We start from the raw sequence: 25028 nt of genomic DNA on the forward strand, positions 1-25028 counted from the left end.
ATGCCACGGGTTGGCACCCTTGAAGTGCATTAAATATAAGTACAGATATGAAATAAATAAGGCCTCTGCTTCCCGGGAAGCAGAGGCCTTATTTGCACATAAGCAGAGTGGCCTAGCGGACATTGAAACGGTTATCAGCCCAGTGTAAGGATTAGATCATCGGCGTTTACCAATGTCCCTTCGCCCAGGTGCAGGCCTTTGATGACGGTATCCTCATTGGCCGTGACGGTGGTTTCCATCTTCATGGCTTCGATGATGAAGAGCGGGGCATTGCGCTTTACTTCCTCGCCATCCTTTACCAGCACACGGGAAAGCATGCCCTGCAGCGGCGCTCCAATCTGGTGGGGGTTGGCTTTGTCTACTTTGGCATTGTGCACACGCTTCACTTCCACGCTGGTGTCGCGCACTTCCAAGTTGCGGGTCTGGCCGTTGAGGTTGAAGAAGATCGTGCGGTTGCCGTCATCGTTCACGGGCCCGATGGATTGCAGGCCTACGATGATGCTCTTGCCCTTCGCAATATCGATGATGGTTTCTTCGCCGGGCTCCAGACCATAGTAGAACACGGGCGTCGGTATGATGCTGACCTCGCCGTATTGCTGCAGGTGCGCCCAATACTGCTCGAACACCTTGGGGTAGAGCAGCCAGGAAAGCAGATCCGTAAACTTGCCGCGCGCGCCGAATTTCTCCTCGAACTTCTTCCACTCTGCGTCAAAGTCGATGGGGGCCAGATGCTCGTTGGGTCGGTCGGTGAAGGGCTTTTCGTCTTTCAGAATAGCCTTCTGCACGTCCGTAGGCCACCCTCCTTCCGGCTGCCCGATGTCGCCGCGGAACAGCTCCCGCACCGATTCGGGGAAGTTCAGGCTCGGACCTTTCTCCAGCACATCGGCGGTGGTGAGGTTGTTGGAAACCAAGAACAGCGCCATATCCCCCACCACTTTCGAAGAAGGCGTGACTTTCACGATGTCCCCGAACAGCAGGTTTACATCAGCAAAGGTGCTCTTGATGGTTTCGAACTTATCCAATAGGCCTAGGGCTGCCGCCTGGGGCCGCAGGTTGGAGTACTGTCCGCCCGGAATCTCGTGCTGGAACACCTCAGAGGTGCCGGCCTTCAGATCCGACTCAAACGGGTAATAATACTCGCGCACAGTTTCCCAATAGTTCGAGAATTCATTGAGCGAATACTGGTTGAACTCGCGGTGGCGCGGCTGGCCCCGCAGCATCTCTACAACGCTGTTGAAGTTGGGCTGTGATGTGAGGCCCGAAAGGCTACCCAGCGCCACATCAATCACGTTCACGCCCGCTTCCACCGCCTTCAGATACGTAGCGGCCTGCAGACTGCTGGTGTCGTGGGTGTGCAGATGAATGGGCAGGCTTACGGTGTCGCGTAGGCCAGTAATCAGCTCCTGGGCGGCGTAAGGCTTCAAGAGGCCGGCCATATCCTTGATGCACAGGATGTGGGCGCCGGCATCCTCAATCTGCTTGGCCAGGCGGAGGTAATAGTCGAGGGAGTATTTACGGTTCCGCTTGGGGTCTAGAATGTCACCGGTATAGCAGATGCTGGCTTCCGCGAGCCGATCGGTTTTGTTGCGCACGAAGCCAATGCAGGCTTCCATGCCGGGCATCCAGTTCAGAGAATCGAAAATGCGGAACACGTCGATGCCGGTTTCAGCGGCCTGCTGCACAAAGCGCTCCGTCAGGTTATCCGGATACGCCTTGTAGCCGACACCATTGGCACCCCGGATCAGCATTTGGAGCAGGATATTGGGTACGGCTTTGCGCAGTTTGGCCAGCCGGTCCCAGGGATCTTCGTGCAGGAAACGCAAAGCCACATCAAACGTAGCGCCGCCCCAGCATTCCAGCGAAAACGTCTGGGGATGCTGCTTGGCAAAGCGCTCGGCCACCTTCAGCATATCGAAGGTGCGCATGCGCGTGGCCAGCAGACTTTGGTGGGCATCGCGGAGCGTGGTATCGGTATAATGGATGGCAGTATCGGCCCGCAGCCACTTGGAAAATTCCTCGGGGCCCAGCTCCGTGAGCTTGTCCTTGGTGCCGGGCGTGTAGGCCACTCCGGGGTCGTACTGCGGCAGGCGCGGCTTGCGCAGCTCGCGCTTCTCATCCACATGACCTTTCACGTCGGGGTTGCCGTTCACAATTACATCGCCGAGGAAGCTGAGCACCTTGGTGGCGCGGTCCTGGCGGGCCTTGAATTTGAACAGCTCGGGGTGGTCCTTAATGAAATCGACGTTGGCCTCGCCCGCCGCGAAAACCGGGTGGGCAATGATGTTTTGTAGGAACTGGATATTGGTACCTACGCCGCGCACCCGAAACTCATCCAGCGTGCGCGCCATCTTCTGGGCCGCGCTGGCCAGCGTTGGGGCGTGCGCCGACACCTTTACCAGCAGGGAATCAAAGAACGGCGACACCTTCACGCCGGTGTATACTGAGCCCTGATCGAGGCGAATACCGAAGCCGCCTGCCGAGCGGTAGGCCGTGATGGTACCGTAATCGGGCTTGAAGTCGTTTTCCGGCACTTCCGTGGTGATGCGGCACTGAATGGCCACCCCAATTTTCAGGGGCTTGACATCGGGCCCTAGGCCTATCTCGGGGTCGGCGAGGTGGCGGCCATCGGCAATGTGCAACTGGGTTTTGATCAGGTCGATGCCCGTAATCATCTCCGTGACGGTGTGCTCCACCTGAATGCGTGGGTTCACCTCAATGAAGTAAATCCGGTCGTGCTCGGGGTTCACCAGGAATTCCACGGTGCCCACGTTGTTGTAGTTCACGGCCCGGCCCAGGCGTAGCGCATACTCATAGAGCAGGTGGCGCATGTGGTCGGGCAGGTTGAGGGAGGGCGCCACTTCCACCACTTTCTGGTAGCGCCGCTGCACGGAGCAGTCGCGCTCGTAGAGGTGCATCAGGCCGCCATAGTTGTCGGCTACCAATTGCACCTCAATGTGCTTGGGCCGCTCCACAAACTTCTCCAGGAATACGGTATCGTCGCCGAAGGCTTTCAGGGCCTCGTTGCGCGCCTCAAAGAAGCCACGCTCCAGCTCTTCATCATCCCTGATTACGCGCATACCGCGCCCCCCCCCGCCGGAAGCGGCTTTCAGCATCACGGGGTAACCGATGCGGTGGGCCTCTGTTTTGGCAATATCCACGTCGGTCAGGTCCTGCTCACTGCTCTCAATGATGGGCACCTGGCACTGCACCGCTACGCGTTTGGCCGCCACCTTGTCACCAAGCGCCTCCATCACTTCGGGCCGGGGGCCTACGAAAATGATACCTTCTTCTCCGCAGCGCCGGGCCAGTATGGCGTTTTCACTCAGAAAACCGTAGCCGGGATGAATGGCATCGACGCCGTTTTCCTTGGCCATCCGGATAATGCCTTCGATATCGAGATAGGGCTTCAGCGGCTCATCATCGCGCCCAATCTGGTAGGCCTCATCCGCCTTGTAGCGGTGCAAGGAGTAGCGATCCTCGTAGGTATAGATAGCGACAGTAGTAATGCCCAATTCGGTTGCAGCTCTGAGGACACGAATGGCAATTTCGCCCCGATTGGCGACCAGCAGTTTGCGGATATTCATCTTGGGATACGGTGTTTGGAGTAGAGAGAAGCGTGCTGCAAGCTACGGAATACGCCCAGAAGATTTAGCGAATATTTGCTGTTATGCTATTTTTCGCAGGAATTAAATACCTAGGATTTAACCAGTAATTTTAGTTTTCTTGGTTTATCAGGTTTACTACCAGGGTCACCATCACCTCTTTGTCAATGGGTTTGCTTTCGGCAATGAGTAAGGTGAGGGCAACCAGTGCATTATCGGCGAGCCGGCGGGAGCCATCAGGTTTGTACAGGCAACCGTTCTTGTCCATGAACCACACGAAAAGGAATGCGGCAATGCGTTTGTTGCCATCAGAAAACGAATGATTCTTCACCACAAAGTAGAGCAGATTGGCCGCTTTTTCTTCGACACTCGGATAGAGTTCTTCACCGCCAAAGCTTTGGTAAATCGTGCGCACAGAGCTTTCGAATGAGGCATCCTTCTCCCGCCCGAACAGCACACTACCCCCAAATTGCTTTCGTAGGCCATCTATTGCCTGCATGGCGGCCTCATAGGTTAGCTCAAACGGCGTTTCGGGCGAGGTGCGCGTAATTCGCAGCCGCTGGTGGTCGTACTGGTCAAGTACATCCAAGGCCCGGGCGTAATCGCTGAGTACGCGCAGCAGAGCCGTAGTTTGGTCAGGCGTTAGCTCCTGATTCTCCAGCAGTTCTCCTTGCAGGCGGAGCAGGCGTTTCAGCTCCGTGAGCTGACGGGCGTCTTCGCCCAGTCTCTTCTCGTTGAGCGCGTAGCCCTGCACTAGGAACTGACGGAGCACCTGCGTCGCCCATTGCCGGAATTGCGTGCCCTTTTTGGAATTGACACGGTACCCGACAGAAATAATGACGTCGAGGTTATAATACGTCACGGGTTTGTCAGAAAAAGCAATGTGCATTTTTTGCACATTGCTTTCTTCATCCAACTCCTCAGACTGAAATACAGAACGTAAGTGTTTGGTTATCACACTACGTTCACGACCAAAAAGCTCCGCCATCTGCGCCTGGCTAAGCCACACGGTTTCGTTCTGCAGCTGCACATCGAGTTGGGTCTGGCCATCAGCCGATTGGTATAAGAGGATATCCTGCGTAAGCTCCATGATAAGGCTAGGATGCAAAAAAGAATAGCAATTCAGCAATATGCAGAATCAGCACACATAACCAAAGCCCACTTTTCACTGGCCTACGAAGCCAAAGCGCCAAAACTTTCGCGGTGCGGCTCAGTTAGCAGTTACCGCTTCTCACCTGAACTGCTTCATGAAATTTGCCGACAAAAACATTCTGCTCGTTGGGGCTTCCTCGGGCATAGGCCTGGCTACTGCTCAATTGCTTCACGAGTTGGGCGCCAACTTATACACTGCTTCGCGCCACCTCTCGCCGGAGCTGGCCGCGCTGGAAACCACCTTCCTGGAGCTCGACGTGACCCAACCGATGGGCACCGCACTGGATGGCTTACCGGAAGTACTACACGGCGTGGTGTACTGCCCCGGCAGCATCAAACTGAGGCCTTTTGAGCGGATTCCGGCCGATGATTTCCGCGCCGATTTTGAGCTAAACGTGATGGGCGCCGTGCAGGTACTGCAGGCCACCATGAAGCGTCTAAAAAAGGCCAACGGCGCCTCGGTGGTACTATTCAGCACCGTGGCGGCCGAAACGGGTATGGCCTTTCATGCCAGTATTGCTACGGCCAAAGCAGCCGTAGAAGGTTTGGCCCGCGCCCTAGCCGCCGAATATGCCGCCAGCGGCATTCGGGTGAATGCCGTGGCACCTTCGCTCACGAATACGCCCCTGGCCGCTGCCCTGCTCAGCACCCCCGAGAAAGTAGAGGCTGGCGCCAAACGCCACCCGCTTCAGCGCATTGGCGAGCCCCAGGACCTGGCCTACATGGCCTCATTCCTGCTCTCCGACCATAGCTCGTTCATTACGGGGCAGGTGCTGCCCGTGGATGGCGGTATGGGTCGGCTGAAATAGGCCATTAGCTTGTCTTCTGACTACCTTCTAGGCCACTTCCTTACGCCTTCTTTCCTCTATCTGGCTACGAAAAGCCGGCGCTATAGCTTATGAAAATCACCTTGTTCTGGCACCGGCGCGACCTGCGCCAACACGATAACGCAGGCCTTACGGCGGCTTTGCAAAGTGGCTTTCCGGTAGTGCCGGTGTTTATCTACGACCGGGAGATTCTGGATTTGCTGCCTTCGCGCCGCGATGCCCGCGTGACTTTTATCCATCAGGAAGTGGAGCGCCTAGCCCGCCAGACGGAGCAGCAAGGCGGCGCCTTTCTGGCTTTGTATGGTCGCCCATTGGAGGTGTTTGCGCAGCTTCTCTCACAGTATGAGGTGGCCACCATCTTCACTAACGAAGATTACGAACCCTACGCGGCCGAGCGCGACAATGCCATTGCCGCACTGGCTGCGCAGCACGGCGCCACCTTCCAGGCGCTGAAAGACCAGGTGGTTTTCGCTAAAAATGAGCTATTGGGCAAGTCGGGGAAGCCGGCCCGCGTGTTTGGGGCCTATCGGAAAGCCTGGCTCGAAAAGCTCCAGGACGAGCACTTACGCCCCTATCCATCGGCCGAGCTGTACACTACGGAGCACCTAGGCCACCTGCCCGATGCCCCACCCCGGCCTACGCTGGCCGATATGGGCTTCGAGGAATTTAGGCAGGAAGTGCCCGCGGCGGAGCTGCCGGCTGAGAGCCTGGTGCGCAACTACCACCTAACCCGCGACACGCCGGGCCGGGTTGATAGCAGCACCCGGCGCTCGGTGCATCTGCGGTTTGGCACCCTCAGCGTACGGGAACTCATGCGGCAGGCCCGCGACCTGAACCCGAAGCTGCTGGCCGAGCTGATCTGGCGCGACTACTTCATGATGCTGCTCTGGCATTACCCCGGCACCGCCACCGAAAGCTTCGACCCGCGGCTGCGCCAGGTGCCATACCGGAACAATGAGGAGGAATTTAAGGCTTGGTGCGAAGGGCGAACCGGCTACCCACTCGTAGATGCCGGGATGCGCGAACTAAACCAGACCGGCTACATACCCAACCGGGCCCGCATTGCCGCGGCTGGCTTTCTGGTGAAGCATCTGCTCATTGATTGGCGCTGGGGCGATAAGTATTTCGCCGATAAGCTACTGGATTACGATATGGCTCAGAACGTGGGCAACTGGCAATGGATGGCCGGCACGGGCGTGGTAGCCGCGCCCTGGTTTCGGGTGTACAGCCCGCAAAGTCAGCAGGAGCAATACGACCCTACCTTTGCTTACGTGTGGCAGTGGGTACCGGAGTTTGGCACCTGTGAGTACCCAAAGCCCATTGTAGACCACAAGTTTGCCCGTCAGCGCGCCATCGACACACTTCGGGCAGCCTATAAAGCGTCTGTTTAGGCCAATTTCTTTCTGAACTAGAGGCGCTTCGGCCGAACCACACCCCGGTATTCCCGGTTATACCTGAACTATGGAACAGCAACCTTCACCATCCGCCGCGCCCGAAACGGCAGCTACCCCGAAAGCTCGCATCAAGCAGGCCTACCTCGACTATGTGCTGCGCAAAGGCACGCCACCGGCCTCGGTGTATAAGCTTACCCAAAAGCTAGGCCTGCCGGAGCAGGAGTTTTACCGTTTCTACGCCAACTTCGCCGCCATCGACCGGGAGCTGTGGGCCGATTTCGGCCGCGAAGCCCGCACTACGGCGGCCAGTGAGCCGGTTTGGGCGCAATACGGAGCCCGCGAAAAGCTACTGGGTTTCTACTACACGTTGCTGGAAATCCTGAAGCGCAACCGCAGCTACGCCCTGAACTCGCTGCACCGCTCCATGCCGGAGTTTCCGGGCCTCACGCCTCGTGTGCTCGATGATTTCCGTCAGGAATATGAAGAATTTGTAGGTCAGATTCTGCGGGAAGGCCGGCGTACCGAGGAAGTGGCTACCCGCCGATTGGTTGAGGATCAGTACCCCCGCGCTTTCTGGCAGCAGATGCTGTTTGTGCTGGGCTACTTCGCCAAAGACGATACCGTGGACTTCGAGCGCACCGATGCCGCCGTGGAGAAAGCCGTTCGCCTGAGCTTCGACCTGGTAGGCCCCAACACCCTGGATTCCGCCGTGGATTTCGTGCGCTTTCTGGTACGCCGGAAGTAAGCTTTTTGACTTTATTGAATGGTCATGCTGAGCTTGGCGAAGCATCTCTACCTCGTCGTTGAATCAATGCAGGCGAAGCGGTAGAGATGCTTCGCCAAGCTCAGCATGACTGTTTTACTACATATCTGCATTACATGGAAGAACCCCAAAAGTCGCTTTCCTCCCTGCCCACCACCAAAGTGGCGCGGGCGGCGCGTTTTGCCAAAACCGGCCTTAATGTGGGCGCCAACTACGTGAAGCATTACGCCAAGCGGGCTGTAGGTGCCGAATCAACTTCGGAAGACTTGCATGTGGCCAACGCCGCCGAGCTGTACGGCGCGCTTAGCGAGATGAAAGGCTCGGTGCTGAAAGTGGCCCAGATGCTGGCCATGGAGAAGAACATTCTGCCCACTGCTTACGCCGACCAGTTTGCCCAGGCGCAGTACCAGACTCCTCCCCTCTCGGGGCCGCTGGTGGTAAAGGCGTTTCGGGATGCGTTTGGCAAGTCGCCGTTTGAGGTCTTCGAGGAGTTTGATATTCAGGCCCGGCAGGCGGCCAGCATCGGGCAGGTACATTTTGCCCGTAAAGGTGGCCTAGAGCTAGCCGTGAAAGTGCAGTACCCCGGCGTGGCCGACAGTATCCGCTCCGATATCCGGCTGGTAAAACCCATTGCGTTGCGCGTCCTAGGCCTCTCCGAGGAAACTGTGCGGCCCTACATGCAGGAAGTGGAGGCTCGCCTGATTGAGGAAACCGACTACGCCCTGGAGCTGCGCCGCGGCCAGGAAATTGCGGCTGCCTGCGCTGGCCTAGGCCACCTGCAGTTCCCAAACTACTACCCCGAGCTGTCCTCGGTCCGCATCCTGACGATGGACTGGCTGCCCGGTCAGCACCTCAAGGAGTTCCTGCTGACGGAGCCTTCCCAAGCCGTTCGGAACCAGCTAGGCCAGGCGCTCTGGGACTTCTACATGTTCCAGCTTAACACGCTGCGCACCGTGCACGCCGACCCGCACCCCGGCAACTTCCTGCTTCGCTCCGATGAGGGCGGGACGCTGGGGGTACTGGATTTTGGCTGCGTAAAGGAAATTCCGGCCGATGTGCATCGACTCTTCACCTCCCTGCTCCTCCCCGAAACGCTGGCTGATACGGCCCGGCTTACTGCCCTGCTGGAAGAAGCCGGCGTGGTGCGCCCCGAGGATGCCCCTGCCAAGCGCACGTTCTACGTGAGTACCATGCAGGCCTCCCTGGAGCTCGTCGGCCGGCCGTTTCGCCAGACCTCGTTCGACTTCGGCGACCCTGCTTACATGCAAAGCCTCTACGCCCTCGGCGACGACCTGATGCAGCAGCCAGAGTTGCGCCAGCAGCGCGAGCCGCGCGGCTCCGAGCACTTCATTTACCTCAACCGAACCTACGTAGGCCTGTATGCCTTGCTAACGGAACTGCGCGCTTCTATCCGGACCGCAGAGGTGGCCTAGCGTTGTTGCAAGCTCAACCGTTCGGGTTGAAAACCTAATAGGCAGCTGCCAGTTTATGATGCCAGCCTGATTCCTCAATTGGGAAGTCAGGCTGGCATTTCTTCATTCATTTCTTCCCCTCCATGAAAAAAATCTGGACCCTTTTTGCGGCGCTACTGAGCACCGCTACTATGGCTTCGGCGCAAAGCGCCATGAGCTGCTGCACCAAGCCTGCAACGGCCACTGAGACCTTTGCCATGCTGGCTTCTAACGAGGATTTCTCGGGTGGTCACGATGCACCTCTACCGTATACTTATGCCGGTGAGGGCGAAACCATTGAGTTCAAGACCACCGATGGCCAGACCAGCAAGGCCTTCGAAATCAAGAGCAACATCCGCTCCGATAAGTACCTGTTTGTGATTCACGAGTGGTGGGGCCTCAACGACTATATCAAGAAAGAAGCCGCCCAGTACGCCAAAGACCTGCCCGGCGTCAACATCATTGCCCTCGACCTCTACGATGGCCAGGTAGCCACCGACCCCGACCAAGCCGGCAAGCTCATGCAGGGCGTAAAAACCGACCGTGCTCAGGCCATCATCAAAGGGGCCCTGCTGTATGCTGGCCCCAAAGCCCAGATTGCCAGCGTAGGCTGGTGCTTTGGCGGCGGCTGGAGTCTGCAAACCGCGCTGCTGGCTGGCCCAAAGGCCGTTGGTTGCGTGATGTACTATGGCATGCCCGAGAAAGATGTAGCCAAGCTCAAAACCCTGAATACGGACGTGCTGGGCATCTTCGCCAGCCAGGATAAGTGGATCAACCCTGAGGTGGTTGCGCAGTTCCAGAAGGACATGGCCGCCGCCAAGAAGAAGGTGACCATCAAGAGCTACGATGCCGACCACGCCTTCGCTAACCCTTCTAACCCCAAATACAGCAAAGCCTACGCTGCCGATGCACACACCGCCGCCGTGGCTTATTTGAAGAAGAACTTCAAGCTGAAAGGATAAGACTGCAGCATTTTCTGCTTCCCAGAAAGGAGTTGGCCTACTGGTCAGCTCCTTTTCTTTTGTAGGCTCAAACCCGTACCTTTTATCCTCGCCCTGGCTCCTAATAAACCCACCAACTCATTCCCTCATGTCTGCTCTCCCCTCCTTGCTTTCTGAGTATGGCGAAAGTCACCAGAACCCGACCAATAAGCTGGTTCACTGGGTATGTGTGCCGCTGATTATGTTCTCGATTCTGGGCCTGCTCTGGTCGATTCCGGTGCCAGATGCATTGCGACAGATCAGCCCGTGGCTGAACTGGGGCACCTTGGTAATGGCACTGGCGCTGGCGTACTACCTACGGCTTTCAGTGCGGCTGGCCATCGGGATGTTGCTCGTCTGGGTGGCTATGGCGGGTGGCCTACGGCTCGTAGATGCGGGGGCGACGCTACCGCTGTGGGCAATTTGCCTGATTGTGTTTGTGTTGGCCTGGGTTGGGCAGTTTTGGGGGCATAAGGTAGAAGGCAAAAAGCCCTCATTCCTCAAAGACCTGCAGTTTCTGCTCATCGGCCCGCTCTGGCTGCTGCACTTCGTGTATCGCCGTTTGGGCTGGCAGTATTAAGCTGAACCAGATTTTTACAGGCTTCATTTGCCGTTTCATGGAAAATAAAACGGGCCAACCTGCATGTAGCAAGTTGGCCCGTAGCTTATAAACTGGAAATCAAAAAGTTATTCTACAGGCTTCAGCTGCCAGTTGGAGGCCAGCAAGGCGGCTAGTTCGGCCACGCTTTCTGTGAGCTGGTCCCAGCTGTTGAGCAGGAAGTATTGGTCCTGCAGGTGCGCTTCGCTGTAAGGCGTCTGGAGCACGGTGGCCAGATCGAAGGGGAAGCGGCGGGTTACGTCGCCGATGCAATGGTGAATTTCGCCGGAAGAGGACAGCAGACCAGCGCCGTACATGCGGGTTTCGCCGCGCTCCTGCACCAAGCCAAACTGCACCGTGAAGCCATATAGCCGCTCCAGACGCGTAAGGGCCACGTCATCGTCCAAGTGCTGAGCGGCTACGTAGCCTAGGAAATGCAGGAAATCAGCAAAGGCCTTGTCCATCAGCAAGGGCACGTGCCCAAATACGCCGTGAAACAGGTCGGGCTCCTCGATGAAGTCGAACTGGGCCATGGATCGGATCCAGACAGTAGCCGGAAACTTGCGCTGGGCCAGCAACCCAAAGAAATCGGCATCATTGAGCATGCCTTCTACGGGCTCCAGCTGCCAGCCAGTGGCTTTATACAGGCGCTGGCTTACCTCTGCAAAGTTCGGAATAGCATTGCGGTGGAAGCCCACCGCGGCCAGACCTTGGGCAAAAGCCGAGCAGGCCCGCTTATGTAGAAGGGCGGTCTGGCGGTCGAACAATACTTTCCAAACCAACTGGTCCTGCGCCATGTATCGGTCGTAGTGTTGCTGAAGCATAGTTGTAGACATAAAAAAAGGCCCGATTTCCTTTCGGAGTCGGGCCTTTACTGGTTTTCAGAGGTGAAGTAGCATGTTGCTCTTAGCTTCCGTACCGGCAATGCAGCCCGACTTCGTCCTGCATAGGACGAATATTGGTTAGGCAGACTTGCTTTGCGGAATAGTTGAACATGATGATACAAATATAGAGAAATACTGAAATAGATTGTATGCAAAGAGTATGCTTTTTTTCGCACCTACTTTAAGCATAATCATAGTCAAGTATTTCGCACCCCTTTTCATTTCATGGGTATTATTGCATAATCGTATCAAATATTGCGCTTACCCCTTTAGAATACACAGGCCACCTGCGCTCAATACCACTACTCAAAAGCAGGAAGGGGTTAGTTGCTGATTGGTAGAAACAAGAAGCTAAGGCTTTCCTGTGCTCTCATAGTCCATCCGGAGGTTGGTATCTCCCGTGACGGTTAGGTCGAGGTTGGCTTGTTGGCCGGAGGGGTTCAGCAGCACTGCCGTAGAGCCCGCCATAAATTTGAGCGTCGCTTTCTGTCCTGGGGCCAACGTTGCCTTACCAAAGATGCCACCACCCGCGGGCCGTTCCTTGAATTCAACCGGCACTTTACCAATGTTATGAGCCGCCACCCTGAACGCTCCGCGCTGGCCACCGCCCAGCACAAACTGCTTGCCGGGCTCAATAAACAGGTTGGAGTGCAGATTGCCGCCCCAGCACGCTATGGCGGAAACCAGTGTGAGGCAGACCGCCGCCGCTGCCGTAAGCCGGCGGCTGGGTAGCAGGCGCTGGAGTAGAGGGCGCACCGCGGCGGAGTGGCCTAGGGCATAATCTAGGGAGTAGCGCCCGCCACCTACCGCCGCCACAAGCACAAAGGCCCAGAACAGCAGCTGTTGGTAATACATACCTAGGAGTGGCTCTGGCGCATCGTACCACAGGAAGGCAATTACCAGAAACTGGATAGCCAGCTGCACCCCGCTCCAGCGTGTGAGTAAGCCTAGCGCAATCAGTAGGCCACCCGCAAACTCGCCCCAGGCTGCCAGTGCTGCCCAGAAGTACGGCGAAGGCTGCGTGAAACCTAGCTGAGCCACTTGCTGCACAAACCAGTCAGGAGGGCCAAGGGCGCTGCCTTGCGTCGTGAGTTTGGCTAGTTCCTGCGTAGTGGTCAGGTTAACGAGCTTAGACCAGCCGGCACCAATGGCAATAGAGAGCCCTAGATGGAGCCGAAAGAGCAGCCACGCGGCCTCCATGAGGCGAGAGGGCAAGGCGGGAGCGAAAAAGAGGAGCTTCTTCATGGTAGCAGGAGTTTAGGTTGATGAGTCAGCCAAAGGTCTCCTCTGCCCCTTCCGCAAGCGCCCCGAATCATAGCCTGGGACGTCCCAATTTATAGGTTGCGCCTTGCTACCTCGCTTGGCGTGCTGCCACGCAGCTTTTTGAACACCCTATTGAAGGTAGATTTTGAGTTGAAGCCGGCCTCCAGCGCCACGGCCAACAAGGTGTAGTGCTGAAAGCGTGGGTTGCGCAGGCACTGCTCTGCTTCGCGTACTCGGTACTCGTTGATAAAGTCGTTGAAGTTTTGTCGGCACCCCGTGTTGATGACTTTCGAGAGCCACGAGGTGTTGGTACGCAACTGACTCGCCAGCTCGCCCAATGTAAGCTCGGGCGCTAGGTAGGGCCGCTCGGTTTCCATGTGTCGCAGCAAGCGGGTTGTCCAGCGGGTGAGTTCCGCATCAGCCTCAGCGGGTTCTGCTGTTACAACCGGCGCTGCATCTACTGGCGACGGAGTCATATTGCCGGGTTCCTGTTGTAGGCCACTTGGCGGCGCCTCCTCACTGGTTTCATCTTGTTCAGCTTCCAGTAGTTCAGCATAGGCCACTTGTTTTGCTGCACTACTCGGCGCAACACCCGGCACTTCAGCAGAAGATAAGGTTGGTAACGAGGCCAGCGGCTCCGGAGCGGGTTGAAAGCGCAGGCCCGCCAGGCGGTGCCCCGTAAGCAACCCCGCAATGCTCAGGTAGTAGATCAGAAGGCCCGTAAACAGGTAATCGTACCAGGCCTGATAATAATCCAGGGGGTGCACGAAGGTGTTGATGAAGCCAAACGCCAACGTAACCCCGGTACCTACCCCTACCGCAATCAGCACGTTACGCAGCCACCGAAACCGGATTTGATCAGTATCAGAAAAGTTGTCGTTGAGATACTGAGCGTATGTGCGGTACTCGCGCAGGGTCCGCACGGTGTAGGCCAGTACCAGCAGGTACCCAATTGTATTGACCCAAAACTTGATGGGCTGCTGCTCAGCCCACGCAGCCAGTGGGCCTTTGGTGCCGAAATGCGCTGGCAGCGGCTGCCCCTGTAGGCCATGCCACCAGCCTATATCATAGGCATATACCACCAGCCGCCAGCCCAGGTAGGCCAAGGCCGGCACAAAATGCCACCAGTGCGGCCGCTGCATCCGAAACTCCTGGTTGGTAAGGCTCCGGAAATAGAAATACAGTGTCGGGCCTACCGCCAGCCAATTCTCAAAGGGCCAGTAGAACATGAACGTGGTGCGCGCATCGTGCGAATCGTACCAGCCACCAAAACCCAGCATCCATTGCGCCAGCCGCCCTACAAACAGCAGCAGTAGCAGCGCCAGCCAGCCATCAGCAGGCAATTCTTCCCGATAACTACGCCGCCACAACACGCCGCTAACCACCATTCCCTGCACGAAGAATGGCAACAGCAGCGAGCTATACAGACTAAAGGTGAAGAACATAGGCCTAGAGGGAGGTGCACATCGGCCCTTAAATTAAGTCTTATCTATATACTAGCATCAAAGCCCGTTTCTCTTCCCTTGCAGGAACAGAAACGGGCTTCTATCAAGTGGCCTAACGGGACCCTATTCCAGCTCTTGGCGCAGGGCATACACCTTGCGCAGGTTCCGGATCAGGCGCTCCGACTCCTGGAAATTCAGGGTTTGGGCGCCGTCGGAGGCAGCTTCCTCGGGCTTCTCATGGGCCTCGTAGATGATGCCGTCGGCTCCGGCCATCACGCCGGCCAGCGCCATGGTGGGCACGTATTCCCGTATGCCGATGCCGTGCGAAGGATCAACGATGACGGGCAGGTGCGTTTTCTCCTTCAGAATGGGCACCGCGTTCAGGTCCAGCGTATTGCGCGAAGCAGTTTCAAAGGTCCGGATGCCCCGCTCGCAGAGAATCAGCTTCTCATTGCCCCCCGAAAACACGTACTCTGCTGATGACAGCAGCTCTTCCAGCGTACCGGAAATGCCGCGCTTGATCATCACGGGCTTATCTACGCCGCCCAGCGCGTCCAGCAGATTAAAATTCTGGGTGTTGCGGGCACCTACCTGAAACACGTCCACGTAGTCGTGCATTTCCTCTACCTGCGACACCTGCATCACTTCCGTAATGATTTTGATGCCGTGCTTTTGGGCCATCTGATGAAACATCTTCAGGCCTTCCATGCCCAGGCCACGGAATGAGTACGGCGAAGACCGGGGCTTAAACACGCCGCCACGCATGATGCGCACGTCATTGTCCACGAGGTGCTGCATCATCATCTCCATCTGCTGCTCGCTCTCGATGCTGCAGGGGCCGGCAGCCAGCGTGAGGTTGCCCTCCCCTATTCGCACCCCGTCGCCGAGGTCCAGCACGGTAGGCCGCACGCGCCATTTCCGTGACACTAGCTTGTAGTCGTCGGATACGCGGTGAATGTCGAGAATGCCGGGCAACTGGCCTATGGCGCGCAGGTCAATGTCGGCTTTGCCGATGGCCACGAGGTAGTGCGCCCGCTGGGTTTTCACCTCCGTGGCTTTATACTTCAGGTCTTGGATGCGCGCCAGAATATCCGCTTTCGCGGCTTCTGAAATGGAAGGTTCGAGTTGAATAATCATGAGGAGAGGAGAAATCTAGAAGCAGACTGGGCTAGCTGAAGCGGCAATGCGTTGCTAGGCCAGTACTGACTGAACAAACCGAGTGGCGGCGGCCGGAGCATCTTCGGCACCGTCCAGGGCCCGAATCAGGGCCGAGCCGATGATGGCGCCTTCGGCATGCTTGCAGGCATTCTGGAAGGATGCTTTATCACCAATACCGAACCCGATGAGGCGCGGATTGCGCAGGTCCATGGCCTCAATCCGCTCGAAATAAGCGTCCTGCACACCTTCGGCCTGCGTGTTCTGTCCACCCGTAGTGCCCGGGCCCGATACCAGATACAGGAAGGAATCCGTCAGCTCATCAATGCGGCGGATGCGCTCCGGCGCCGTCTGGGGCGTGATAAGGAACACGGGGCGCAGGTTATGGCGCTTGAAAATCTCCTGGTATTCCGCTACGTAGTCGTCGAGAGGCAAGTCGGGCAGAATGATGCCATCTACCCCTACGGCAGCAGCTTCGCGGCAGAAATTCTCCACCCCGAACTGCATTACCGGGTTCAGGTAGCCCATCAGCAGAATCGGCGTTTCGGGTACCGACTGCCGCACATCTTTGAGCTGAGTGAACAGCACACGCATGTTCATGCCATTCTGCAAGGCCACGGTGCTGCTCTGCTGAATCACGGGACCATCGGCCAGGGGGTCAGAGAACGGCATCCCGATTTCGATCAGGTCGGCGCCAGCAGCCGAAATGGCCTGAATAAGCGGCACTGTGGCCTGGAGCGTAGGGTAGCCGGCGGTGAAGTAGATATTGAGCAGACCTTTTTGCTTGCGGTCAAAGGTGTCTTTGATTCGGTTGTTCATAAGTTGGTTCCCGCTGAGGGCGCAGTGGTTTCCGCAGAGGACGCAGAAGAACGCCCTCCACGGCCACGGTGAGCTAATTACATTATCTCGTCGGCGTATTTGATATAGGTTTCCAGGTCTTTGTCGCCGCGGCCGGAGAGATTTATCACGACCACATCATCGGGGCCGGCGCCCAACTGGCCTAGGGCCGCCAGCGCGTGCGCCGTTTCAAGCGCCGGAATGATGCCTTCCAAGCGGCTGCACTCGGCCACCGCTTTCAGCGCAGGCTCGTCTTCGATGCTGATAAACCGCGCCCGCCCTGAATCGGCCAGGAAGGCGTGTAACGGCCCAATACCCGGATAATCGAGGCCAGCCGACAGTGAGTAGGGCTCCGTAATCTGGCCGTCCTCATCCTGCATCAGCAGGGTGCGCGAGCCGTGAATGATGCCCGGCTTGCCCAACACCGACGTTGCCGCCGAGTGTCCCGAATGCACACCGTGCCCGGCCGCCTCTACGGCCACCAGTTGCACCGAAGGCTCTTCGAGGAAGTGGTAGAACGCCCCGGCTGCGTTGGAGCCGCCACCCACGCAGGCCACCACATAGTTGGGCAACTCAGAACCAGTTTTCTCCAGCAGCTGCTTGCGCATTTCCTCGCTGATAATGGCCTGCAGACGCGCTACCAAATCGGGGTACGGATGCGGGCCTACTACTGAGCCAATGATGTAGTGTGTATCTACGGGGTTGCTGATCCAGTCGCGGATGGCCTCGTTGGTGGCATCCTTGAGGGTGCGGCTGCCACTCATGGCGGCGCGTACTTCGGCTCCCAGCAGGCGCATGCGGTACACGTTCGGCTTCTGGCGCTCCATGTCAATTTCGCCCATGTACACGATGCACTCCATGCCCATGAGGGCGCAGACCGTGGCCGTAGCTACTCCGTGCTGGCCCGCGCCGGTTTCGGCAATGATGCGGGTTTTGCCCAGGCGCTTGGCCAGCAGAATCTGGCCTACGGTGTTATTGATTTTGTGGGCGCCAGTGTGACAGAGGTCTTCGCGCTTCAGGAAGATGCGCGTGTTGTATTTCTCCGACAGCCGTTTAGCTTCAAATAGCGGCGTAGGGCGCCCCACGTAGTCGCGCAGCAGCATCTGGTACTCCTCCTGAAAAGCCGGCTCGGCCATAATGTCCAGGTAGTTCTGGCGCAGCTCCTCTACGTTTGGGTAGAGCATTTCGGGAATAAAGGCACCGCCAAACTGGCCGTAATAGCCGCGCTCCGTGGGTTTTTGATAGGTAGTGTTCATGGTGTCGGTTTCGTTCTGATGGCTTCAAGGCTGATGCCCGGGCCTTCGTAACTGATTCTTATGCTGGTACAGACTGGCCTAGGAAGCTTGGTGGGTGAGTCGGAGTTCAGTGAACATCTGCTGGAGCAGCGCGGCATCCTTCGCGCCGGGGGCCGTTTCAAACTTACTGTTCAGGTCCAGTGCAAACAGGCCGGGTAAACGTAGGTTTCGCAACGTTTCGGCGTGAGCCAGTTCCAGGCCACCCGCCAGAAAATACGGCACCTGAAACGGGTAGCGCTCCAACAAGCGCCAATCGAAAGTGGTGCCGTTGCCGCCCGGCTGCGCTCCTTTGGTGTCGAACAGGAAGTAGTCGACGTGGCCTAGGTAAGGCGTGAGCTGGTTGAAGTCAAAGTCGGCCCCTACCGAGAAGGCTTTTACCACCTCCAGGCCACCTTCGCGTAGCTGTTGGCATTGGGCGGGCGTTTCGTGGCCGTGCAGCTGCACCAGATCCAGCCCAAACTCCCGCACCCGCGCCCGGATGACCTCGGTGGCTTCATCTACAAACACCCCTACTTTCTGAATACCGACGGGCAACGCGGCCAGCATGCTGCCGCTTAGCCCCTGACCTACGTAGCGGCTGGATTTTGGGTAAAAGATGAACCCCAGGAAATCAGGCTGTAGCGCTGCCACGGCCGCCAGGCTCGTGGGCTCGCGCATACCGCACACCTTTATATAAGGAGTGGCAACAGGCAATAAGGATGTGGAGGCGGTGGCTTGCATCAATCGTAGGCCTATAACAACGTAATGGCTTCGGTGGCGCGCAACTGCTGGACCAGCGCGGCGCAGGCTTTTTCGGGGCGGCTGTGGCGCATAAAGGTTTCGCCCATCAGGAAGCCCCGGTAGCCCACGGCCCGCAGCGCCTCAATGTCGGCGGCGGTCTGTAGGCCACTTTCCGTCACTTTCACAAACTCGTCGGGGATGCGCTGGGCTAGCTCGCCGGAAGTATCGAGGCTCACGGAGAAATCGTGGAGGTTGCGGTTGTTCACGCCCACCAGCGTCACGGCATCGGGGTGCAGCGTCTTGTCGAGCTCTTCGGCATTATGAATTTCGAGCAGCACTTCCAATCCCAGGCTTTTGGCAAAACGACCCAGCCGGAGCACTTCCTCACCCGTGAGTACGGCCGCAATCAACAGGATGGCATCGGCCCCAATGCTTTTGGCTTCCAGAATCTGGTACTCATCTACGGTGAAATCCTTGCGCAGAATGGGGCAGAAATTGTACCGGCGAGCCGTGGTCAAATCATCGTTCTTGCCGCCAAAAAACTCCGTGTCCGTCAGCACCGAAAGTGCCGAGGCGCCCGCCTGCATGTAGCCCAGCGTGGTGCGCTCAACCGGAGCATGGGGATTAATAAAGCCTTTGCTCGGCGACTTCCGCTTGAACTCGGCAATGATTCCGCTCAGGTCTTCGCGCAGCAGATACCGGCGCAGGCTCAGTGGCTGCGAATCCATGTAGATGCTTTGCTCCAGCTTTTTCGCGGGCACCAGGTCGCGGCGGGCAGCTACTTCCTGGCGCTTGTGGGCAATGATTTTATCGAGAATGGTGGGCGTATGCATGAGTTCTTGGGTGCAGCCCGCACAAGGCTAAGGCTTGAATGAAGAATGACGTAGCGCAGTACCGATTAGCAACCGTCAACTGGCCTACAATGCTTTTTTACAGTTTAGGGAAGCACCTGACTGGCCTAGGCCAGTAGGTTGCGCAATGCCTCACGGGCCCGGCCAGAGTCCAGAGACTCCTGCGCTTCGGCCAGGGCCTCCGCAAAGCTGAGTTCCGGCTTCACGCACTGAATAGCCAGTGCCGCATTGGCCGTCACGACGGCGCGCTGCGGAGCGGTAGCCCGGCCTTCCAGTACATTCAGAAACAGCTTGGCGGAGTCTTCCACAGTCTGGCCACCGGCCAGCTCCGCGGGTGTAGTGGCGGTCAGGCCCAGGTCGGCAGCCGTTACTATTTGCTCGCCGGCTGCGGAGGCCAGCTTAGCAGCGCCAGTCAGGGAAAGCTCATCGTAGCCATCCAGCGCGTGCACTACGGCGTATTGCGTGCTGGTTTGCTGCAGCAGATAATGATACAGGCGCAGCAGCTCCAGGCTAAACGTGCCGGAGAGCTGGTAGCGTGGCCGCACGGGATTCACGAGGGGCCCCAGGATATTGAAGAACGTACGCACGCCCAGCTCCCGCCGCACCGGCCCCGCGTGGCGCATGGCCGGATGAAAGGATGGCGCGTGCAGAAAGCAGATGTTGGCGCGCTCCAGCTGCCGTTTTAGCTCATCATTGGGCACCGCAAAATTAACGCCCAGCTTAGCCAGCACATCCGAGGAGCCGCACACCGATGACACCCCGATGTTGCCATGTTTAGCCACCTTATAACCTGCCCCGGCCACCACAAAGCAAGCCAACGTGCTGATGTTCAGCGTGTCTTTACCGTCGCCGCCGGTCCCTACAATGTCCACCACTTCATTAGTGCCTAGCTCGGGGTTGCGGGAGAGGTCCAGCAGCGCATCCCGGAAGCCCGACAGCTCCGGCACCGTGATGGGCCGCATGCGGTACACCGTCATAAAGGCAGCCATTTCCGAGGGGTTGGCCTCACCCTGCCCGATGCTGTACATGGCATGCTGGGCTTCGGCGTAGCTTAGGGTTTGCTGATCAAATAGTTGATTTAGGAGTTGTTTCACGATGGGAGCCCCTGCGGTGGATAGCAGAGAGTTAATGAGAGAAGCGAAGAAGCTGATACAAACCGGGCACGATAAACAGGCCTAGCGCCTGTTGGGCGGTTACGCCAGCCAGTTTTTCAGCATCTGATGTCCGTGCTCGGTCAGGATAGACTCGGGGTGGAACTGAACGCCGCGCACATCATACTGGCGGTGGCGGAAGGCCAGCACCTGGCCGTTTTCGTCTAGGGCAGTTACTTCCAGCTCGGCGGGCATGCTCTCCGGCTGCACGCTCCAGGAGTGGTAGCGTCCCACCCGAAACTGCCGGGGCAAGCCCTGGAACAGCTTTTCATCGTCGGTGGTCAGCGCGGCGTCGGTGGCAATGCCGTGCAGCACATCGGGCAGGTTATACAGCTCACCGCCGAAGCTCTCCGCAATGCCCTGGTGGCCTAGACACACGCCCAGCATCCGTTTAGTGGGCGCGTAGCGCCGGATAACCTCCGGCATCAGACCTGCTTCAGCAGGCAGGCCAGGGCCCGGCGACAGGAGTACCGCGTCGTAGGCCTCTACATCATCCAGCGTGAGCTTGTCGTTGCGGATGACGGTGGTATCGGCTCCGTGGCCCAACTCGCGCAGCACCTGCACAAGGTTGTAGGTAAAGGAGTCGTAATTATCAATGACAAGAATCTTCATGGCAATAGGCAGCGTGGGGCCGGTAGCACGGCGCCAATTAGGGCGATGTAATTAACTGATTAAGAATTCGCAACGTTCGTTAGCGGAGCTTGGCGGGGGCTATCTTCTCCCCTATTTGCTCGGCCTCCTTCAGGGCCTTGCGCAAAGCCGCCAGTTTGTGGTGCACTTCGTTGAGTTCCGAGTTGATGTCGGAAGCGGCCACTACGCCGGCACCCGCCTGGTAGTAAAGCTGCCCGCCGGTGCTCAGGAAGGAGCGAATCATGATGGCGTGGTTGAATTCGCCGTTGAAGCCGAGGTAGCCGATGGCACCGCCGTAGTACCCGCGACCAGTAGGTTCCAGACCATCAATAAGTTGTATGGCGCGGTGCTTGGGTGCGCCCGAGAGCGTACCCGCCGGGAAGGTATCGGCCACTACCTGCAGGGAGTTGGCTTCGGGGGCCAGTGTAGCATTCACCTCGCTCACCAAATGAATCACATGCGAGTAGAACTGAATTTCGCGGAAGGTTTTCACCTTCACCTCGTCGCCGTGGCGGGCTAAGTCGTTGCGAGCCAGGTCTACCAGCATGGTGTGCTCGGCGTTTTCCTTGGGGTCGTCGGCAAGCTTCTGAGCCAGGGCGGCGTCTTCAGCATCGTGGCCGGTGCGGCGGAAGGTGCCGGCAATCGGGAACAGGCTGGCTTTGCGCCCTTTAATCAGCAGCTGCGTTTCGGGCGAGGAGCCGAAGATTTTAAAGTTGCCGTAGTCGAAGTAAAACAGGTAGGGCGAAGGATTGATGGAGCGGAGCGCGCGGTACACATTGAACTCGTCGCCCACAAAACCCTGCTGAAACCGCCGCGAAAGCACAATCTGAAATACATCACCGCGGCGGCAGTGTTGCTGCCCCTGCGCCAGCACCTTCAGGAACTCCTCGTCGGTCTGGTTGGTCTGCTCCTCCCCGGTGGTTTGAAAGCCGAATTCTGGAAGTGAGGGATTGCGAATCAGGTTCACCAACCGTTCCAGGCCATCCTGATCTACCGCTTCGCCTTCCAGCGTGTGCTCAAACACATACAGCTCGTTGCGGAAGTGGTTGAGCGCAATAACGTAGCGGTACGTACCATAGATAATATCCGGAATCTGACCAGCGGCTTCCTTTTCCTCGCTCAGCGTCAGGTCCTCGAAATACTGTACGGCCTCATAGCCCAAGTAGCCAAACAACCCGCCCGTGATAAAGTCAAACCCCTGATCCTCTGTCTCGAATCGGCCCGCAAACTCGCGCAATCTATCCAGCGCCTGCCGGGGCTCCGCGAGGGTTTCCGAAGTTACGGAATCATCGGGGAAGCTTTGCTTCACTACGCCGCGCTGCACCTCGAAGCGCGCCAACGGGTCACAGACGAGGTAGCTGAAGGCGTTTTGCTGACCGTGGTAGTCGGAGCTTTCCAGCAGCAGGCAGTTCGGGTACCGGTCGCGGAGGCGCAGGTAGAGGCCTACAGGAGTCACGGTATCTGCCAAAACACGGAGATGGCGGGTAGTGAGGCGGAAGGATTTCATATCGGGGCGAAGTACTGGTTGTGGTGTTTTCCGCGCCGGGCAATAAAAAAAGCCCGGCGTTGCGGCCGGGCTTTCTGTAGTCGAATGCGAAGAGAGTTTCACGTAGGCTCTAATGCACGCACAGGCTGTCCCGTCCGGAATTTCCGAGGGGCCACCACCAAGCTTGCAGAGTCATGTGAGAAGTCATTGCCGATTTTTTGGGCGTTGAATGCTGCAAATGTACAGCGGGCTTTTTACGGCGCAAGGTTTTTTTCGTTTTCTATTTGAAAAATCGCAACCAAGCTGCCTGTTGATTTAGGATTTGATACCCTAGGCCACTCTACCGTTTTACCAATGTCTGGCTGCCGGTCTGCTTACCCGCCGACACGCGCAGCAGATAATTCCCTTTCGGCAGGTGGCCTACGGCAACACCAGTGCGCGTTCTTGCTTTCTTTTTCAACACCACACGCCCCGCCTGATCGAAGATTTCTAACCTCGCCTTCCGTGTACCTTCCGGCAACTGAAGGGCCAGCTGGTTTTGCGCCTGATTTAAAGCAGCACTATAAGGCAGTGGCCTAGGGCCTTTATCCGAGTTGCTGGCCGCCCCCAACTGATAGAGCCACGAGTAGGCCGCCGGAAACTCTCGTTTCCAGAACCATTCCGCGTGTTTGCCATCGGGAGGCGTGCTGTAGGCGAGGTTGGCAGCGGGCACGCCGTTGCGCTGAAGGGAGTCGCGCATGGCCTGCATCAGCGGCGCCATGGTTTCGCTTTCGGTGGTGCCACTCACGAAGTAAAATCGCGTACCGGGGTTAGCCGGATGCTGACGCACATACTCAAAAAGAGGCTGCTTCGCGAACCAGAACGCTGGCGAAAACACACCTACTTTACTGTAGACCTGCGGGTATTTGAGAGCCGCATATGTAGAAATCAGCCCGCCCATGCTGCTGCCCGCAATGCCCGTAAACTCCCGGCCCGTAAGAGTCCGGTAATGCGCATCGATATACGGCTTGAGCGTCTCCACCATGAAATCTACGTACTGGTCGCCTTGCCCGCCGCCATACTCCGCATTGCGCCACGGCGAGAGTTCGTTCAGCCGCTGGTCGCCACCGTTATCTACGGCTACTACTATGCTGCCCGTATCTAGAGCTTTCTGCTGCAGTTGGCTCAGGGCTTCATCAACGCCCCACTCCCCCGAAAAGCCAGTGCAGGCATCAAACACGTTTTGTCCGTCGTGCAGGTACAGCACCGGGTAACGCTTGTTAGAAGAGGCCGCATAATCCAGCGGTAGGTACAGCCAGATCCGCCGCTTGCGCTGAAGCTGAGGCATTTCAAAAGCAGAATCCAATACCTGCACCTGGGGTTTCAATGCAGTGCTTGTACAGGCTACTTGGCCACTCGCACCACCAGAATCCTTCCAACTTGCCACTTGCAGCTCCAGGGTAGCAGCTTTTTTATCGATGACGTATTGCCGATTTGCAATGTCCTGGTGTTGTGCATCGGCCTCTGCTGTAGGCCAGGTGCCACGTGTAATTTTAAAATCCAGGGTGCCGATAAGCGTAGCCGGTAACGTCAGCTGGTAAGTCCCAGACGATGTCTTGGTGAAAGCATATGCCTCGCTGCCGGGGTTCCAGTTATTGCAGGAGCCTGCCAGGTACAAGGTAGCCGCTTTGGGGGTTTGAGCCGGTACCTGCGTAAGGCGGATTGTAGTCTGGGCATTGCTTCTGGCCGCTAGCAGCACGGTAAGCAGTAAAAGGAGGATTGACTTCACTGGTAGAAAAGAGCAGAGGTTTCTAGCTCAAATGTACTGCCTAAGCAGCAGGCACCCGCCACCCCATCTGCTACAGCGTGGGGCATCTTCTCTAATTCAGTAAGGGACCGGAAATTTGGAAACTACTGCTTAAATCCAACCTGTATTTTTCCGAGAAAAAATCTAAGTCATCAACAACCGCCCCCTTTTTTTTGACGCCAAAAAACGTAAAAAACAGTTCCACTGGCCGCCCGTATGTTTGATGCTTTATCGGAAAGCAATAGAGCAATAGCGCTCTTTATGTTTGACTAGGTTATATGCAAAAATTGGCCTACTGATTTTTATAGTACACATTCCGATTAGTTATCCTTGATTGACATAATAGCATTTCTCAATCGATACCCTTAACCACCATTTTAGCTATTTTTTCCGAAAGCAATATTTGCCTCTATAGCTCGTATTCATAGTTTACGTACGTAATCTATCTGGCACCCCCTCCATTTTACCCCCTACACCCTTCATTTAGCTCAGTTTATACCCGCTCTCACGAGGGTTCAACACAGCACCATATTTTGTTAATATAGCATTAGCCATTTTTTGTGGCTGACTTCCATTACTATTCCTGCATTTGCACCCTCAGTAGGGCTATTTAAAATAACAGGGTAGATTAAAGAGGGTTATGGTCAGCTTTTGACGGTGTCTTAGTGCCCATATTGGCAATAGCAGTAAGTGAGTCTTTAGTCACCTACAGAATAGCTAGCCGCTAAATCCAATTATTGCTATTCCCAGAGTGAGTA

The 25028-nt window shown here is 57.1% G+C and carries 20 protein-coding genes; 6 read left to right on the plus strand and 14 right to left on the minus strand.

Annotated elements, in window-relative coordinates; all coding sequences use genetic code 11:
- Positions 1-134: 134 nt before the first annotated feature.
- Both CFT68_RS06865 and rhuM read right to left on the minus strand, forming a co-directional pair.
- Positions 135-3584 carry a pyruvate carboxylase gene (locus CFT68_RS06865; protein ID WP_088842645.1) on the minus strand — a complete coding sequence of 1150 codons (3450 nt, stop codon included), beginning with the start codon at positions 3582-3584 and terminating at the stop codon, positions 135-137.
- A 130-nt stretch (positions 3585-3714) separates the two neighbouring features.
- Positions 3715-4692, minus strand: coding sequence for a virulence protein RhuM/Fic/DOC family protein (gene rhuM / locus CFT68_RS06870; protein WP_088842646.1), 978 nt, complete (start codon positions 4690-4692; stop codon positions 3715-3717).
- A 157-nt stretch (positions 4693-4849) separates the two neighbouring features.
- Here rhuM and CFT68_RS06875 point away from each other — a divergent pair, with 157 nt between their 5' ends.
- From CFT68_RS06875 to CFT68_RS06900, 6 genes are all read left to right on the plus strand, one after another.
- Positions 4850-5563 carry an SDR family NAD(P)-dependent oxidoreductase gene (locus CFT68_RS06875; protein ID WP_088842647.1) on the plus strand — a complete coding sequence of 238 codons (714 nt, stop codon included), beginning with the start codon at positions 4850-4852 and terminating at the stop codon, positions 5561-5563.
- A gap of 89 nt (positions 5564-5652) precedes the next feature.
- Positions 5653-6972: a cryptochrome/photolyase family protein gene (locus CFT68_RS06880; RefSeq protein WP_088842648.1), complete on the plus strand. Its 1320-nt coding sequence runs from the start codon at positions 5653-5655 to the stop codon at positions 6970-6972.
- 70 nt (positions 6973-7042) lie between these two features.
- Positions 7043-7720, plus strand: coding sequence for a TetR/AcrR family transcriptional regulator (locus CFT68_RS06885; protein WP_088842649.1), 678 nt, complete (start codon positions 7043-7045; stop codon positions 7718-7720).
- 134 nt (positions 7721-7854) lie between these two features.
- Complete coding sequence (locus tag CFT68_RS06890; protein ID WP_088842650.1) at positions 7855-9171, plus strand: ABC1 kinase family protein; 1317 nt, start codon at positions 7855-7857, stop codon at positions 9169-9171.
- Positions 9172-9293: 122 nt separating this feature from the next.
- The gene (locus CFT68_RS06895) at positions 9294-10151 is read left to right on the plus strand and encodes a dienelactone hydrolase family protein (RefSeq protein WP_088842651.1); all 858 of its coding nucleotides are present in this window, start codon (positions 9294-9296) and stop codon (positions 10149-10151) included.
- A 127-nt stretch (positions 10152-10278) separates the two neighbouring features.
- Positions 10279-10749, plus strand: coding sequence for an Mpo1 family 2-hydroxy fatty acid dioxygenase (locus tag CFT68_RS06900; RefSeq protein ID WP_088842652.1), 471 nt, complete (start codon positions 10279-10281; stop codon positions 10747-10749).
- Between the two features lie 107 nt (positions 10750-10856).
- On the opposite strand, the gene CFT68_RS06905 is transcribed toward CFT68_RS06900, so the two are convergent.
- From CFT68_RS06905 to CFT68_RS06960, 12 genes are all read right to left on the minus strand, one after another.
- Entirely contained in the window at positions 10857-11591 is a 735-nt protein-coding gene (locus CFT68_RS06905) for a phenylalanine 4-monooxygenase (protein WP_245815298.1), read from the minus strand.
- 411 nt (positions 11592-12002) lie between these two features.
- A complete protein-coding gene (locus CFT68_RS06910; RefSeq protein WP_088842654.1) occupies positions 12003-12896 on the minus strand; it encodes a DoxX family protein in 894 nt (297 codons plus the stop codon).
- An 89-nt stretch (positions 12897-12985) separates the two neighbouring features.
- Positions 12986-14359 carry a helix-turn-helix domain-containing protein gene (locus CFT68_RS06915; RefSeq protein WP_088842655.1) on the minus strand — a complete coding sequence of 458 codons (1374 nt, stop codon included), beginning with the start codon at positions 14357-14359 and terminating at the stop codon, positions 12986-12988.
- 123 nt (positions 14360-14482) lie between these two features.
- Positions 14483-15496, minus strand: coding sequence for a 3-deoxy-7-phosphoheptulonate synthase (gene aroF, locus CFT68_RS06920; protein WP_088842656.1), 1014 nt, complete (start codon positions 15494-15496; stop codon positions 14483-14485).
- A gap of 54 nt (positions 15497-15550) precedes the next feature.
- Entirely contained in the window at positions 15551-16333 is a 783-nt protein-coding gene (gene trpA, locus CFT68_RS06925) for a tryptophan synthase subunit alpha (protein ID WP_088842657.1), read from the minus strand.
- Positions 16334-16410: 77 nt separating this feature from the next.
- On the minus strand, positions 16411-17607 hold the full coding sequence (trpB, locus tag CFT68_RS06930) for a tryptophan synthase subunit beta (protein WP_088842658.1): 1197 nt from the start codon (positions 17605-17607) through the stop codon (positions 16411-16413).
- 78 nt (positions 17608-17685) lie between these two features.
- Positions 17686-18303 carry a phosphoribosylanthranilate isomerase gene (locus CFT68_RS06935; RefSeq protein ID WP_245815299.1) on the minus strand — a complete coding sequence of 206 codons (618 nt, stop codon included), beginning with the start codon at positions 18301-18303 and terminating at the stop codon, positions 17686-17688.
- Positions 18304-18377: 74 nt separating this feature from the next.
- Positions 18378-19199, minus strand: coding sequence for an indole-3-glycerol phosphate synthase TrpC (gene trpC / locus CFT68_RS06940; RefSeq protein WP_088842660.1), 822 nt, complete (start codon positions 19197-19199; stop codon positions 18378-18380).
- A gap of 125 nt (positions 19200-19324) precedes the next feature.
- Positions 19325-20311 (minus strand): anthranilate phosphoribosyltransferase, encoded by a 987-nt coding sequence (gene trpD, locus CFT68_RS06945; protein WP_088842661.1) that lies wholly within the window; start codon positions 20309-20311, stop codon positions 19325-19327.
- A gap of 99 nt (positions 20312-20410) precedes the next feature.
- Positions 20411-20980, minus strand: coding sequence for an anthranilate synthase component II (locus CFT68_RS06950; RefSeq protein WP_088842662.1), 570 nt, complete (start codon positions 20978-20980; stop codon positions 20411-20413).
- 79 nt (positions 20981-21059) lie between these two features.
- Positions 21060-22505: an anthranilate synthase component I family protein gene (locus CFT68_RS06955; protein ID WP_088842663.1), complete on the minus strand. Its 1446-nt coding sequence runs from the start codon at positions 22503-22505 to the stop codon at positions 21060-21062.
- A gap of 319 nt (positions 22506-22824) precedes the next feature.
- Positions 22825-24252, minus strand: coding sequence for an alpha/beta hydrolase-fold protein (locus CFT68_RS06960; protein WP_141106474.1), 1428 nt, complete (start codon positions 24250-24252; stop codon positions 22825-22827).
- Between the last annotated feature and the right edge of the window lie 776 nt (positions 24253-25028).

This window comes from Hymenobacter gelipurpurascens, assembly GCF_900187375.1.
In the GTDB taxonomy this organism is placed as follows: domain Bacteria; phylum Bacteroidota; class Bacteroidia; order Cytophagales; family Hymenobacteraceae; genus Hymenobacter; species Hymenobacter gelipurpurascens.

What these genes read in the sequence shown, in the direction of transcription:
- CFT68_RS06865 (WP_088842645.1), bottom strand. Translation starts at nt 3,584, where the DNA reads ATGAATATCCGCAAACTGCTGGTCGCCAATCGGGGCGAAATTGCCATT.
- rhuM (WP_088842646.1), bottom strand. Translation starts at nt 4,692, where the DNA reads ATGGAGCTTACGCAGGATATCCTCTTATACCAATCGGCTGATGGCCAG.
- CFT68_RS06875 (WP_088842647.1), top strand. Translation starts at nt 4,850, where the DNA reads ATGAAATTTGCCGACAAAAACATTCTGCTCGTTGGGGCTTCCTCGGGC.
- CFT68_RS06880 (WP_088842648.1), top strand. Translation starts at nt 5,653, where the DNA reads ATGAAAATCACCTTGTTCTGGCACCGGCGCGACCTGCGCCAACACGAT.
- CFT68_RS06885 (WP_088842649.1), top strand. Translation starts at nt 7,043, where the DNA reads ATGGAACAGCAACCTTCACCATCCGCCGCGCCCGAAACGGCAGCTACC.
- CFT68_RS06890 (WP_088842650.1), top strand. Translation starts at nt 7,855, where the DNA reads ATGGAAGAACCCCAAAAGTCGCTTTCCTCCCTGCCCACCACCAAAGTG.
- CFT68_RS06895 (WP_088842651.1), top strand. Translation starts at nt 9,294, where the DNA reads ATGAAAAAAATCTGGACCCTTTTTGCGGCGCTACTGAGCACCGCTACT.
- CFT68_RS06900 (WP_088842652.1), top strand. Translation starts at nt 10,279, where the DNA reads ATGTCTGCTCTCCCCTCCTTGCTTTCTGAGTATGGCGAAAGTCACCAG.
- CFT68_RS06905 (WP_245815298.1), bottom strand. Translation starts at nt 11,591, where the DNA reads ATGCTTCAGCAACACTACGACCGATACATGGCGCAGGACCAGTTGGTT.
- CFT68_RS06910 (WP_088842654.1), bottom strand. Translation starts at nt 12,896, where the DNA reads ATGAAGAAGCTCCTCTTTTTCGCTCCCGCCTTGCCCTCTCGCCTCATG.
- CFT68_RS06915 (WP_088842655.1), bottom strand. Translation starts at nt 14,359, where the DNA reads ATGTTCTTCACCTTTAGTCTGTATAGCTCGCTGCTGTTGCCATTCTTC.
- aroF (WP_088842656.1), bottom strand. Translation starts at nt 15,496, where the DNA reads ATGATTATTCAACTCGAACCTTCCATTTCAGAAGCCGCGAAAGCGGAT.
- trpA (WP_088842657.1), bottom strand. Translation starts at nt 16,333, where the DNA reads ATGAACAACCGAATCAAAGACACCTTTGACCGCAAGCAAAAAGGTCTG.
- trpB (WP_088842658.1), bottom strand. Translation starts at nt 17,607, where the DNA reads ATGAACACTACCTATCAAAAACCCACGGAGCGCGGCTATTACGGCCAG.
- CFT68_RS06935 (WP_245815299.1), bottom strand. Translation starts at nt 18,303, where the DNA reads ATGCGCGAGCCCACGAGCCTGGCGGCCGTGGCAGCGCTACAGCCTGAT.
- trpC (WP_088842660.1), bottom strand. Translation starts at nt 19,199, where the DNA reads ATGCATACGCCCACCATTCTCGATAAAATCATTGCCCACAAGCGCCAG.
- CFT68_RS06950 (WP_088842662.1), bottom strand. Translation starts at nt 20,980, where the DNA reads ATGAAGATTCTTGTCATTGATAATTACGACTCCTTTACCTACAACCTT.
- CFT68_RS06955 (WP_088842663.1), bottom strand. Translation starts at nt 22,505, where the DNA reads ATGAAATCCTTCCGCCTCACTACCCGCCATCTCCGTGTTTTGGCAGAT.